Annotated in this window: 12 protein-coding genes; 4 read left to right on the top strand and 8 right to left on the bottom strand. The window is 73.8% G+C overall.

The genetic code is table 11. From position 1 onward, the window contains the following. Window position 1 precedes the first annotated feature (1 nt). The 4 genes from smpB to ftsE form a co-directional block, all read right to left on the bottom strand. Entirely contained in the window at window positions 2-475 is a 474-nt protein-coding gene (gene smpB, locus HNR61_RS15660) for an SsrA-binding protein SmpB (protein ID WP_067832074.1), read from the bottom strand. A gap of 4 nt (window positions 476-479) precedes the next feature. Further along, window positions 480-1,697 (bottom strand): S41 family peptidase, encoded by a 1,218-nt coding sequence (locus tag HNR61_RS15665; RefSeq protein ID WP_182843840.1) that lies wholly within the window; start codon window positions 1,695-1,697, stop codon window positions 480-482. A gap of 87 nt (window positions 1,698-1,784) precedes the next feature. Beyond that, window positions 1,785-2,690 carry a permease-like cell division protein FtsX gene (gene ftsX / locus HNR61_RS15670; protein WP_182843841.1) on the bottom strand — a complete coding sequence of 302 codons (906 nt, stop codon included), beginning with the start codon at window positions 2,688-2,690 and terminating at the stop codon, window positions 1,785-1,787. Between the two features lie 165 nt (window positions 2,691-2,855). Beyond that, entirely contained in the window at window positions 2,856-3,545 is a 690-nt protein-coding gene (ftsE, locus tag HNR61_RS15675) for a cell division ATP-binding protein FtsE (protein WP_067833349.1), read from the bottom strand. Window positions 3,546-3,966: 421 nt separating this feature from the next. Between ftsE and HNR61_RS15680 the strand changes: the two genes are divergently transcribed. After that, window positions 3,967-4,149, top strand: a complete 183-nt coding sequence (locus HNR61_RS15680) for a hypothetical protein (RefSeq protein ID WP_182843842.1) — start codon at window positions 3,967-3,969, stop codon at window positions 4,147-4,149. A gap of 30 nt (window positions 4,150-4,179) precedes the next feature. Here the strand turns inward: HNR61_RS15680 and HNR61_RS15685 are convergent, their stop codons facing one another. Further along, complete coding sequence (locus HNR61_RS15685; RefSeq protein WP_182843843.1) at window positions 4,180-5,235, bottom strand: DUF8094 domain-containing protein; 1,056 nt, start codon at window positions 5,233-5,235, stop codon at window positions 4,180-4,182. Window positions 5,236-5,392: 157 nt separating this feature from the next. Here HNR61_RS15685 and prfB point away from each other — a divergent pair, with 157 nt between their 5' ends. Further along, a complete protein-coding gene (gene prfB / locus HNR61_RS15690) occupies window positions 5,393-6,508 on the top strand; it encodes a peptide chain release factor 2 (RefSeq protein WP_182843844.1) in 1,116 nt (371 codons plus the stop codon). A 111-nt stretch (window positions 6,509-6,619) separates the two neighbouring features. Continuing rightward, window positions 6,620-7,612: a DUF8094 domain-containing protein gene (locus HNR61_RS15695; RefSeq protein ID WP_182843845.1), complete on the top strand. Its 993-nt coding sequence runs from the start codon at window positions 6,620-6,622 to the stop codon at window positions 7,610-7,612. 659 nt (window positions 7,613-8,271) lie between these two features. On the opposite strand, the gene HNR61_RS15700 is transcribed toward HNR61_RS15695, so the two are convergent. The 3 genes from HNR61_RS15700 to HNR61_RS15710 are packed head-to-tail and all read right to left on the bottom strand — an operon-like array spanning window position 8,272 to window position 11,231. Next, window positions 8,272-10,014: an FtsX-like permease family protein gene (locus HNR61_RS15700; protein WP_182843975.1), complete on the bottom strand. Its 1,743-nt coding sequence runs from the start codon at window positions 10,012-10,014 to the stop codon at window positions 8,272-8,274. A 2-nt stretch (window positions 10,015-10,016) separates the two neighbouring features. Then, on the bottom strand, window positions 10,017-10,703 hold the full coding sequence (locus tag HNR61_RS15705; protein WP_182843846.1) for an ABC transporter ATP-binding protein: 687 nt from the start codon (window positions 10,701-10,703) through the stop codon (window positions 10,017-10,019). Between the two features lie 6 nt (window positions 10,704-10,709). Further along, window positions 10,710-11,231, bottom strand: coding sequence for a PadR family transcriptional regulator (locus HNR61_RS15710; protein ID WP_182843847.1), 522 nt, complete (start codon window positions 11,229-11,231; stop codon window positions 10,710-10,712). Between the two features lie 120 nt (window positions 11,232-11,351). On the opposite strand from HNR61_RS15710, the gene HNR61_RS15715 reads away from it, so the two are divergent. Beyond that, window positions 11,352-12,200, top strand: a complete 849-nt coding sequence (locus HNR61_RS15715) for a DUF8094 domain-containing protein (RefSeq protein WP_182843848.1) — start codon at window positions 11,352-11,354, stop codon at window positions 12,198-12,200. Window positions 12,201-12,204: the final 4 nt, after the last annotated feature.

A 12,204-nucleotide genomic window follows, 5' to 3' on the forward strand; every position in this document is an offset into this window, starting at 1 on the left:
TTCACCGTCTCCTGAACCGGGCCGCGGCCGCCCTCCGCATCTCGCGGTCGGCCTCGCGCTTGGCGATGGCCTGGCGTTTGTCGTAGGTCTTCTTACCACGGGCCAGGCCGATCTCGATTTTGGCCTTCCCGTCCTTGAAGTACAGCGCCAGCGGCACCAGGGTCCAGCCCGGCTCCGACGTCTTCGCGATGATCTTCTGGATCTCGCGGCGGTGCAGCAGCAGCTTGCGCCGCCGCCGGGGGGCGTGGTTGGTCCAGGTGCCCTGCACGTACTCGGGGATGTGCACGTGCTCCAGCCACACCTCGCCGTCCATGACGTGGGCGTAGCCGTCGGCGAGCGAGGCACGGCCGGCGCGCAGCGCCTTCACCTCCGTGCCCATCAGCACCATGCCCGCCTCCCACGTGTCGTCGATGTGGTAGTCGTAGCGGGCACGCTTGTTCTGGGCGATGAGCTTGCGCCCTGTCTCACGTGGCACGTAATCAGCCTCGGTCTCTTTCTGTTACGCCGCCCGAGCGCGCCTCCGGCAGCGTGGCGAGCAGGCCCCTCAGCACCGCCCGGGCGCGCTGCTCTGCCGCGCCGGGCGGTCGGTCGGCGGAGACCGCCACGTCGGGAGCGATCCCCACCCCGTCGAGGTTACGGCCGCCGGGGGTGCGGTAGCGACCGGCGGTCACGCTGACCGCCGCGCCGTCCGGCAGCCGGACGGGTTCCTGCACCGTCGCCTTCCCATAGGTACGCGATCCTACGATCACCGCGCGCCCGCGGTCCCGCAGGGCGGCGGCGACCACCTCGGCGGCGCTGGCCGTGCCCTCGTCCACCAGCACCACCAGCGGGATCGCGGCGTCGCCGGGCGCGGTGACGTCGAGGCGCTGCGGGGGACGCCCGGTGCGTTCGTAGGTCACCACGGGCCCGCCCGCCAGGAACGCCGAGGACGTCTCCACCGCCTCCGACAGCAGCCCGCCGGGGTTGCCGCGCAGGTCGAGCAGGATGCCGTCGCGGCGGTGCGGGTCCCGCGCCGCCTCCCGCCGCACCAGCCGCCCGGCGCCGCGCGTGAAACCCGTCACACGGATGCTGCGGACGCGGTCCGGCAGGTCGCGGGCGGTGACGGCCGGGTCGGCGATCTCGGCGCGGTACAGCAGGAGGCGGCGTTCGCGGCGCTCCCCGCCGGTCCGGTGCCCCACGGTGAGCGCCACGCGCGTCCCGGGGGCGCCGCGCAGCGCCCGCGCGACCCTCGTCACGTCCCAGCCCGCCACGGACGCGCCGTCCACCCGCAGCACCACGTCGCCGCCGTGCACCCCGGCCCGCGCGGCGGACGAGCCCGGCCGCACCCCGGCGACCCGGACCCGTGCGCCGCCGTCGCGCCCGTCGTGGCCGCCGGGGGCCAGCCACAGGCCGACGCCGCCGTGACGGCCGTTCAGGCGCCGCTGGTGGTCGGCGTAGTCCTCGGCCGAGTAGTAGCGCGCCCAGCGGTCGCCCAGCCGGCGCAGCATCGCCTCCACGGCCCGGCGGTCCATCCCGCCGCGCGCGGCGGCGGCGATCCGTTGGGCGGGGTCCTCGGGGGCGTCCCCGGCGGCCACGGCCCCGGGCACGGCGCCGCCGTGGTCGCCGCGGCCCCCGCCGAGCATCCCGTAGCCGTAGGCGAGCAGCACGACGACGGCGACGGCCGCCCCGCGCAGCACACGACCGGTGGCCCGGAACATACGGGCCAGTTTAGGTCGCGGCGCGCGAGGCGGCCGGGGAAGCGCGAGGACGGTCCGTCCGAACCGCGGCGATCCAGACGTTCGCGGTCAGACCTTCAGGTACCGCCGCAGCGTCAGGAACGAGGCCCCGGCGCACAGCAGCACGCCGACGCACATCGAGAAGATGATGATCCCGATCACCGAGCCCCAGCCCAGCTCCAGCGCGAACTGCAGCGACTCCTGGAGCCGGTCGATCAGGAAGATCTTCGAGCCGACCAGCAGGAACGCCGCGAACACGCCGCCGATCAGGCCGGCGATCGCGCCCTCCAGGATGAACGGCATCTGGATGTAGAGGTTGGACGCGCCGACCAGCCGCATGATGCCGGTCTCCCGGCGGCGGTTGAACGCCGACAGCCGCACCGTGTTGCCGACCAGCAGCACCGCGGCGACCACCTGGATCAGGGCGACCACCAGCGCGGCCCACTGCAGGCCGTCCAGGATCCGGAAGAACTTCTTCAGGATGTCCTGCTCGTTGATCACCTGGTCGACACCGGGCCGGCCGCGCACGCTCTTGGCGACCTCCTCGAAGCGCTGCGGGTCCTTCAGCTGGACCCGGAACGAGTCGGGGATGTCACCGGGCTTGGTGGAGTTGACGAAGCTCGGGCTGTTGGAGAAGCGCTGCTGGAACCGCTTGTAGGCCGCGTCGCGGTTCTCGTACTCGACCTTGGCGACCTGCGGGTTCTTCTCCAGCTGGCCCTTCAGCTCGTCGCGCTGCTGCTGGGTGACGTCGCTCTTGCCGCACGCCGTGTTGGAGCTGGTCTTGGCGCACAGGAAGATCGAGACCTCGATGCGGTCGTTCCAGTAGCTCTGCGACTTGTCGACCTGCGCCTTGATCAGCAGACCGGTGCCGAAGAGTGCCATGGCGATGGCGACGGTGATGACGAGGGAGATCGTCATCGTGAGGTTCCGGCGGAGACCGATCCAGATCTCCTGGAGTACGAACTGTGCGCGCATGCCTCGCTGTCCTTGATCGCCTGTGCCCGCGGGGAGCCGGTTCCGGTGCAGGTCCTGCCATCCGTCCGGATCGCAACCGCTGTACCGAATCCAAATGGATTACACGGTATATGCCGTACGTCCCGGTCGGCGCCGATGGTTCGGCGGCGGCCGGGACGCGAGCGTCTAGTACGCCTGGCCGTACACGCCGCGGGACTGGTCGCGGACGACCCGCCCGTCCTCCAGCTCGACGACGCGCTTGCGGAACGCGTCGACGATCGCGGCGTCGTGCGTGGCCATGACGACGGTGGTCCCGGTCCGGTTGATCCGGTCCAGGACCTTCATGATGCCGATCGAGGTGGCCGGGTCGATGTTCCCGGTGGGCTCGTCGGCCAGCAGGATCATCGGACGGTTGACGAACGCGCGCGCGATCGCCACGCGCTGCTGCTCGCCACCGGACAGCTCGTGCGGCATCCGGTGCGCCTTGCCCTCCAGGCCCACCAGGTCGACGACCTCGGGCACCACCTTCTGGATGAACCGGCGGGGCTTGCCGATCACCTCCAGGGCGAAGGCGACGTTCTCGAAGACGTTCTTGTTGGGAAGCAGCCGGAAGTCCTGGAACACGCAGCCGATGCGGCGGCGCAGGTGCGGCACCTTCCAGTTGCTCAGCCGGGAGAGGTCCTTGCCCGCCACGTGCACGTGACCCTGGCTCGGACGCTCCTCCTTGAGGATCAGTCGCAGGAAGGTCGACTTACCGGACCCGGAGGGCCCCACCAGGAACAGGAACTCGCCCTTCTCGATGGCGACGTTCACGTGCTGGAGGGCCGGACGGTTCTGGTTCTTGTAGACCTTGGTGACGTTGTCGAAATGGATCACGGCTGCATCACGGCGGTTCAGTCTAGGGGTTTCGTGGCGCGACGTCGCGGGCGTCCACGGACGGGTCCGCGGTCCCGAGCCGCCGCCGAGGCTCCTCGGCCCTTGGGACCAACAGGCCTTTGGAGCACTATAGAGGGGGTGGTCGAATGCCTCGGCCAGGCGTGACCGGAGCCCGGGGCCGCGCACCACCCATGACGGCGGCGCGTTCGCCCGGATCCGTCCACGCTGTCGCCTGCCATCCTCCGCCTCCCGGCGTCCGGCCGGTTCGTACCGTCGTGCGCCCGGCCTTGCGGGAACGACCATACAGTCCGGCTACGCTGGATGATGGCGAAAGATGCCCAATAGGCCGCCCGTCACCATAGGTAGGCACACCGTCACCCAGGCCGTCCACACCGTCACCGGAGATCGGAGCACCTGAGGAATGAGCTGCGACCACCTGATCTGCGCCCGGTGCTCCCATCCGGTCTCCGAGGGCCGCTGCCCCACCTGCCGCGCCGCCCACGCCGAACTCCACGGCCACCGCTCGATCCCGCCCGCGCTGGTGCTGGCGGGCCTGGTCGCGCTGCTGTTCACGCTGCTGGTGCTGCGCCAGCTCGCCCTCTAGACCGGATCCGCCGCCCCGGCCGCCGTCCGCTCAGTTCTTGAGCGGCGGCGTCGTGGCGCGGGCGAAGGTGCCGGAGCGGGCCAGGACGCGGGCCTTGCGCTGCTCCTCGCCCTTCTTGACCTTCAGCGGGTCCAGGGCCGCGAACTGCAACGTCTCGGACGTGTGGAGCTCGTTGCCCTTGACCGTGCCGTCCAGCAGGTGCTCCACCTCGGACGGGATGGGCGGCTTGGCCGTCCGGTCCCGGGGGTTGCGGACCGTGTAGGAGCTGTTGCGGGACAGGGAGTACAGCACCAGGGAGTCGCCGTGCTCGGCCCGCAGCGAGAAGATCGGGAACGGCGTCGCCACCATCACCGTCTGGAGCCTCAGCTCCTTCGACCGGGCCTTCCGCTCGGCCTTCCGCGCCCGCTGGTGGTATTCGGTGGTCGACCAGCCGGTCTCCATCACGAGGGCGGCGATGCTCCCGGGGCCCTCGGTGGCCAGCGTCGCCTGGATGCCGGGCACCTCGCGGGGACGGATCAGCACCGAGGTGTCGGTGGTGAACATCGCGGCGGCGTAGCCCTCGGCGTCCACCGGCACCTTGGGCAGCTTCGTCCGGGGCTTCGGCTCGGTGACCAGGCTGAGCTTCCACCGGTCGCTCACCGAACGCTTGGTGAACGCCATGTAGACGGTCCCGCCGCCGTCCTTGCCGCGCTCCCTGCGGGTGGTCTCCGCCACGAACCACTGCGGGTACTTCTCCACGCCGATCCGCGGCACGTACAGCTTCGGCCGGTCGTACTCGTAACGCTTGACGGGGTCGCCGTCGAACGCCGCCCGGCGGTACTCGGCCGCCGTCAGCTGCGCCTGCCCGTCGGTGGCCCAGGCCAGGGCGAGACGCTCGTCCCCGGCGGCGCGGGCGACGTCGTCGTTGGCGACGTGGGCGCGGAACTCGCGCTCGGCGACCTTCGGGGTCAGCGGCTCGGGCGCGGGTGTGAAGGTCGGCAGCGGGGAGGGCCTGGCCTCGGGCTTGCGGTCGGCGCACGCCGCCGTGACCGTCCCCAGCGGGACGAGCGCCACCAGCACGGCGGCCGCCAGCGTTCTCCTGTGCACGTCGTCCCCGTCCCGTTCCCTCCGGCATGGCCCTGGCGATGTCGGCCCCGTCGATGCGCGGCCGTTCGATGTTCGGCCATGTCGCCCCGTGATTGTGCCATCCCCAGGGTATTGACGGTCGCTCGGGCACTGCCCCTTCGGCGATAAGCTCTGATACGTGGCAGGTATCGAGGCAGAAGAACAGCTCAAGGAGCTCGGCTCGACCCTGTCCGGCATCGAGCAGGTGCTGGACCTGGACGCGATGCGGAGCGAGATCGCCGAGCTTCGCGAGCAGTCGGCCGACCCGGATCTGTGGAGCGACCAGGAGCGCGCCCAGAAGGTGACGCGCCGCCTGTCGTACCTGGAGGCCGAGCTGGGTCGCGTCGAGGGGCTGCGCAAGCAGCTGGACGACGTGTCCACGCTGTACGAGATGGCCGCCGAGATGGACGACGAGGAGACCCGCACCGAGGCCGACGAGGAGCTGGAGACGCTGCGCAAGGCGGTCCAGCAGCTCGAGGTCCGCACGCTGATGTCGGGCGAGTACGACTCGCGCGAGGCGCTGGTCACCATCAACGCGCAGGCGGGCGGCATCGACGCGGCCGACTGGGCGCAGCAGCTCCAGCGGATGTACCTGCGCTGGGCCGAGCGTCACGGTTACCCGACGGAGGTCTACGAGACCTCCTACGCCGAAGAGGCCGGGATCAAGTCGACCACCTTCACGGTGAAGGCCCCCTACGCCTACGGCACGCTGCGCGGCGAGCACGGCACGCACCGGCTGGTGCGCATCTCGCCGTTCGACAACCAGAACCGCCGGCAGACCTCGTTCGCGGGCGTGGACGTGGTGCCGGTGGTGGAGCAGAGCGACCACGTCGACATCGACGAGTCGGAGCTGCGCATCGACGTGTACCGGTCGTCCGGCCCGGGCGGCCAGGGCGTCAACACCACCGACTCGGCGGTGCGGATCACCCACATCCCGACCGGCATCGTGGTCTCCTGCCAGAACGAGCGCAGCCAGCTCCAGAACAAGGCCACCGCGATGGGCGTGCTCCAGGCCAAGCTGCTGGAGCGCAAGCGGCAGGAGGAGGCCGAGAAGATCTCCTCGCTGCGCGGCGAGTCCACCACCAGCTGGGGCACCCAGATCCGCAACTACGTCCTCCAGCCGTACCAGATGGTCAAGGACCAGCGGACCGGCGTCGAGGTCGGCAACCCCAGCGCGGTGCTGGACGGCGACATCGACGAGTTCGTCGAGGCCGAGATCCGCTGGATGCGGCAGCAGGAGCACCAGGACGCCTGAGCCCACCCGGAGAGGGCATAGCGGTCATTCCGGATTCGCAGGGTGACCATTCGGTCACCCTGCGATGATGAGGGGGAAACCGCCGTACCGCCTCTCCACCCGGGGGCTCACATGTCCGCACGTCCCGTCCCGGCCGCGCGACGGCCGCTCCCCACCCGCGCGCCGCTCGCCGCGGGGCTGGCCGTGGGCCTGGTCGCGGTGGCGGCGGCCTGCGGCGGCTCCGGATCCGCCGAGCCCCCCGCCCTGACCCGGGACGAGGCCCGCGCGGTGCTTGCGCGTTACGAGGCCGCCGCCGGGCAGGCGGGGCAACGGCTGGACGCCACCGCCCTGTCCGCCGTGGAGACCGACCCGCAGCTCACCATGGACACCGCGGCGGTGCGGCTGCGCCGCGCGGTCGGGCAGCGGCCCGGCCCGCTGAAGTTCACCTCCACGGCGTTCTACATCCCCCGGGTCGCGGGCCACCCGCGCTGGTTCGCCGTGGACGCGGTGACGGGCTCGGGACGGCAGGCGCTCCGGCACGCGCTGCTGTTCACGCAGGCCAGTGCGGGCGGCCCCTGGCTGCTGGCGGCCGACCCCTACCCCGGCGACGCCGTCCTGCGGAACGTCGAACTCGACGACGACGCCTACGCCGTGGCCGTCCCGCCGGACGCGCCCGGCCTCGCCGTCGCCCCCGGCCGGATCGCCGCCGCGCACGCCGCGCTGCTGACCGGCGGCCCGCAGGCCCCCGGCGCCACCGCGCTGGCCCCCGGCCCCCGGACCGACCAGGCCCACACCGCCCTCCGGCAGGGCGTCGCCGCGCTCGGCAAGCGCGGCATCACGTTCACCTCGACGTTCGCCCCCGCCGCCATCCCGGTCCACGCGCTGCGCACCAGGGACGGCGGCGCGGTGGTCTGGTACGCCCTCCGTCAGAACGAGGCCTACTCCAGCGCGAAGAAGGGCAGACTGACGGTGTCGGGCGACCTCACCGGTCTCATCCCGGCCAGATCCGTGAAGAACCGCATGACCACCACCGTCCTGATCCAGTACCTGGCCGTGATCCCTCCGAAGGGCAAGGCGCACGTGACCGGCATGTACCGCAAGGCCGTCTCCGCCAGCCCCTCCTGACCCCCGCCGGGCGGCGGTGCGGTCCCGCTACTTCCTGACCGCTGCAGCGGGACCGCACCGCCGCTCGGTGGGCTGTATTTAACGGCCTTTCGGCCCGAACCCCTCGCCCGGGGGGCTCGGGAACCGACCGCTGTGTTCATTTGCTTCACGGCCCAGCCCCTCCGCGCGGAGCGCTCCGGGGCTGACCGCTACGCGGGCGAGCGCTGCATCGCTTCGCGATCTTCGGCAGGGGGCCTCGCCTTCGGCTTCCGCCCCCTGCCTCAGCCTCCGGACGCGCTCGCGTGCGTGGCCGGGGTCGTCCCACCAGGAGAACCCGCCCAACCTCGCCACGGCGCGATCACCGTCGTTGACACCTCTCGCGTGCCCGGTCGGGGTCAGCCCGTTAAGAGAACGCCCACAGACCCACCCCGACACGGCCACCGTCAGCCGGCGCTCCTCGCATGGCCGAGGGCATCCCGCCAGGAGAACGCCCACGGCGTGGTCGTCACCAGTCGGCGAGTCTTTTGCTCAGGTAGGCCAGAGAGCCGCCGGCGAGCAGGAGCAGCGCTTCCCGTTCGTCCTCTCGGACCGCCGTGATGGCGAAGCCCACGAGGCGTGCCGACCCGAGCGCGAGGGGCGCGCAGCCGATGTCCCCTCCCGAGGTTGGTTACGGCCGCCGTTCAGGGGGTGTGGGCCAGTACTTCGGAGATCGGGCGGTCGGCTCCTCGGCGGATGGGGGTCGCGGTCAGGGCCGCCACCACCAGGAGGGTCGCGGGGACCACGGCCAGCAGCCAGGGGACGGGGACGCCCGCTCCCTCCCGGTCGCCGCCCAGGGCCAGGGCCGCCGTGTGGACCAGCAGGCCCAGGGGGACGCCCGCGAGGGCCGCGGCGGTGGCGGGGAGGAGCTGGGCCGCCGCCAGGCCCGAGGTCACCTGGCGGGGCGTGGCGCCCAGGGCGCGGGTGAGGGCGGCGGTGCGGGTCGAGTCCAGGGCCGTCGCCCACGCGGTGAGGATCGCGTTCACCGCCGCCAGGAGCAGGAGCGCCACGCACAGCGCGAGGACGACCTGGCTGACGCGTTCGGTGACGGGGTTGCCCGCGCCGGGGACGAAGTCGGGGCCGACCGCGCCGGCGTCCTTGCGGGCCACGTCGCGGTTGAGGGCCAGGGCCGCCACGACCATCGCGACCGTGACCGCCGTGCTCGCCGCGGCCAGGACCGTGCGGCGGGGGCGGCGGGCGGCGGTGCGCACGCCCAGCAGCAGCGGGACGGGGAGGCGGGCCGAGGCCCTCATCGCCCAGGCGGCCAGGAACGAGCGCCGGGGCGCGCGGACCCGGTCGCCGAGGGCTCGGGCGGTGGGCGTCCGGGCCCCGCGCAGGGCGGGGAACGCGGTCGCGGCGGCGGTCACGCCCAGCGCCGCGAGCAGCACGGCCGCGACGACGCCCGGGGACGGCACGGCGGTGCCGGAGGCCAGCAGGCCGGGGGCCGGTTCGGTCAGGGCGGGCGACGCCGCCCAGCCCGCCAGCAGCCCGGCGGTCCCGGCCAGCAGCGCCAGGGCCAGGTGCTCGGCGAGCAGCACGGCCGCGACCATGGCGGGGGTCGCCCCGGCGGCCTTGAGCAGGCCGACCCGGCGGCCCTGCTCGGCGAGGCGGCCGCCGACGGCCAGCGCCACGCACAGGCCCGCCAGCGCGGCCATCGCCCAGGTGCCGCCGAGCAGGGCGCCGTTGGCCAGCCGCAGGTCGCTGGTGGCGTAGGCGCCCATGTCCTGCCAGGGCCGGACGCCCTTGCGCGCGGCGGCGAAGGCGGGCGCGGACGCCGGGTCGGTGAGGGCGAGGGGCATGGTCAGGCGGCGTTCGCCGGGGAGGCGGGCGGTGTCGGCGCGGGTCGTCCACACCAGGCCCGGCGTGGCCGACGGGTAGGGCACGCGCCCCGCCGACACCGCGATCCCCGCGACCTGGAACGGCCGTCCGCCCAGCGTGATCCGGTCGCCGGGCCGCACGTCCAGGGCCGCCGCGAACGCCTGCTCCACCACGACCGTGCCGGGCGCGCCGCTCCAGCGTCCGTCCGTGACCAGCGGGCGGTCGACGGCGGAGGCGGCGGGGCGGCCCTGGGCGACGGCGCGGACGGCGGTGCCGCCGGCGCGCAGCTCGGTGGAGACGGTCGGGAACGGCCCGGCCGTCGCCTTCACGCCCGGCGCGCCGGCCAGGGCGCGCAGGGCGCGCGGGTCGGTGGCGGTGGCGACCGCGTCGGGGCCGGCGGTGGCGGCGCGGGTGCGTTCCCAGGGGGCGTCGGCCATGCCGCGCACCAGCAGGCCGAGGGTGAGGGTGGCGGAGGTCGCCGCGATGGCGAGGACCAGCAGCGCCGCCTGGCCGCGGCGGCGGCGCAGGTCGGCGGCGGCGAGGCGGGCGACGAGCAGCAGCGGGCCCATGGTCACACCAGGACCGTCTCGTCGACGAGCGCGCCGTCCCGCATGGTGACGACCCGGTCGGCGGCGCCGGCGATGCGCGGGTCGTGGGTGACCACGACCAGGGCGCGGCCCTCGCGGCGCAGTTCGGCGAGCAGCCGCAGCACCTCGGTGGCGGCGGCGCTGTCGAGGTTGCCGGTGGGTTCGTCGGCCAGCAGCAGCGGCGGGTCGTTGACCAGGGCGCGGGCGACCGCGACGCGCTGCCGCTGGCCGCCGGAGAGCATGCCGGGCAGGTGCCCGGCGCGGTCGGCGAGCCCGACGCGGCCCAGCAGGTGCTCGGCGCGGCGGCGGGCCTCCCGCGGCGACGCCCCGGCCAGCAGCGCGGGCAGTTCGACGTTCTCGCGGGCGGTCAGCTCGCCCACCAGGTGGAACGCCTGGAACACGAACCCGATCGCGGTGCGCCGCACGCGCGCGGCGGCGGTCTCCGACAGGCCGTCCAGCCGCCGCCCGTGCAGCAGGACGCGTCCGCCGTCGGGCCGGTCGAGGCCGCCCAGCAGGTGCAGCAGCGTGGACTTGCCGCAGCCGGACGGCCCGATGATCCCGACGGTCTCCCCCGGCGCGACGGCCAGATCGACGTCGTCCACGGCGCGGACCAGCGACGGCCCGGATCCGAAGTGCCTGCGCAGACCCTCGGCCCGCAGAACGTGTTCCACCCGCTGTCACTCCTCGTCGGTTCGGTTGTTCCAGTGGGCCGCGCACGACTCCAGCCAGCGCAGGTCGGCCTCCAGGCGCAGGGACGCGCCCTCCAGCAGCAGGGCCGCGGCCGAGCCGGGAGGCTGGTCGAACGCGGCGCGCCGCACCTCGGCCAGGCGGCGCAGCAGCGCGCGGCGCTGGGCGTCCACCAGGGCCACCGGGTCGGTCATGCCGGACGCGGCGGCGGCCGTCAGCTTCAGGTGGAACTCGGTGGGGGCCGTCCGCTCCCAGGCCAGGTCGGTCAGCCACGCGGCGGCGCGGTCGCGCCCGGCGGGCGTCAGGTCGTAGACCTTGCGGTCGGGCCGGTCGGACTGCCCGACGACCCGCACGTCCACCAGCCCGGCCTTCTCCAGGCGCCGCAGCGTGACGTAGACCTGCCCGGCGTTCAGCTCGTCGCCGAGCGGGCCCAGCGCGGTCTGGAGCCGGGCACGCAGCTCGTACCCGTGGGAGGGCTCCTTGGCCAGCAGTGCCAGCAGGACGTCCTGCATCCCACTCCCCCTCCCTAACGGATAGCCATATAGATAACGGTTATCCACGGTGGGCGTCAAGCGGCGGCTGCCCCTACACTGACGCGGCAGTCGTCGACGAGCATCCGCCGAGGTGAGGAAATGCGCCGGGTTCTGGCCGGGGTGACGGCCGGGGTCCTCGTCCTCGCCGCGGGCTGTTCCGGCGGGGACGAGGACCCCGGAACGGACGGGAACGTCGCCGGTGAGCCCGCCGTGACCGCCGAGGAGTCGGCCCGCGTCCTGGCCGACTGGACCAGGCGGTACAACGAGGCCGTCGGCTCCGGCGACGCGAGGGTGTGGCGGGAGGCCGTGACGGGCCCGCTGGCCGCGCCGGTCGAGGCGCGCGTGCGCACCTACGGCAGGCTGCCGGGGTCGGCGCGGGTCGAGCCGCGCAACCCGGTGTTCTACGTGCCCCGGCAGAAGGGCTGGCCGCGCTGGTTCGCGGTGGCCGCGCTGGACGGCGGGCGGCAGGTGCTGGCGGTGTTCGCCAGGGCGGGCGCGAAGGACCGGTGGCGGGCCGCGCACTGGCTGCCGTTCAAGGGGCGCCCGCCGGAGCTGGCCTACGACTCGGAGGGGTACGCGGTGCCCGCGCCGGACCGGGGCGTCGCCGCCGCCCACGCGGCCTACCTGGGCGGCGACGACACCGCGCCGCTGACGCCGGACGCGTTCTCGTCCGACGCGCGGGCGCGGCGGGACCGGTTCGCGCCGGGTCCGGGCCCGTCGTACGCGTTGCAGACCAAGGACGGCGGCTCGCTGGTCTGGTACGGGCTGACGCAGGAGCAGGCCGGCGGCGGGACGCCCCGTGCCGAGCTGCGCGACTACCTGACCCGGACCGGCCGGACCGGCGGCGGCGTCCGGGCGACCTGGCAGTGGCTGGCGATCGGCTACGCGCCGGTGTCGGGCCGCGCCAACGTGCTGGGCGAGTCGGTCTCCCTCGCCGCCGTCCGCTGACCGC

The sequence above is a fragment of the Actinomadura kijaniata genome (assembly GCF_014138665.1).
Taxonomy (GTDB): Bacteria; Actinomycetota; Actinomycetes; order Streptosporangiales; family Streptosporangiaceae; genus Spirillospora; species Spirillospora kijaniata.

Bases quoted from the DNA above. Each gene is read 5' to 3' on its own strand.
- ftsX (WP_182843841.1), bottom strand. From the start codon at position 2,690: ATGCGCGCACAGTTCGTACTCCAGGAGATCTGGATCGGTCTCCGCCGG.
- HNR61_RS15695 (WP_182843845.1), top strand. From the start codon at position 6,620: ATGTCCGCACGTCCCGTCCCGGCCGCGCGACGGCCGCTCCCCACCCGC.
- HNR61_RS15710 (WP_182843847.1), bottom strand. From the start codon at position 11,231: ATGCAGGACGTCCTGCTGGCACTGCTGGCCAAGGAGCCCTCCCACGGG.
- HNR61_RS15665 (WP_182843840.1), bottom strand. From the start codon at position 1,697: ATGTTCCGGGCCACCGGTCGTGTGCTGCGCGGGGCGGCCGTCGCCGTC.
- HNR61_RS15700 (WP_182843975.1), bottom strand. From the start codon at position 10,014: ATGGGCCCGCTGCTGCTCGTCGCCCGCCTCGCCGCCGCCGACCTGCGC.
- HNR61_RS15715 (WP_182843848.1), top strand. From the start codon at position 11,352: ATGCGCCGGGTTCTGGCCGGGGTGACGGCCGGGGTCCTCGTCCTCGCC.
- HNR61_RS15680 (WP_182843842.1), top strand. From the start codon at position 3,967: ATGAGCTGCGACCACCTGATCTGCGCCCGGTGCTCCCATCCGGTCTCC.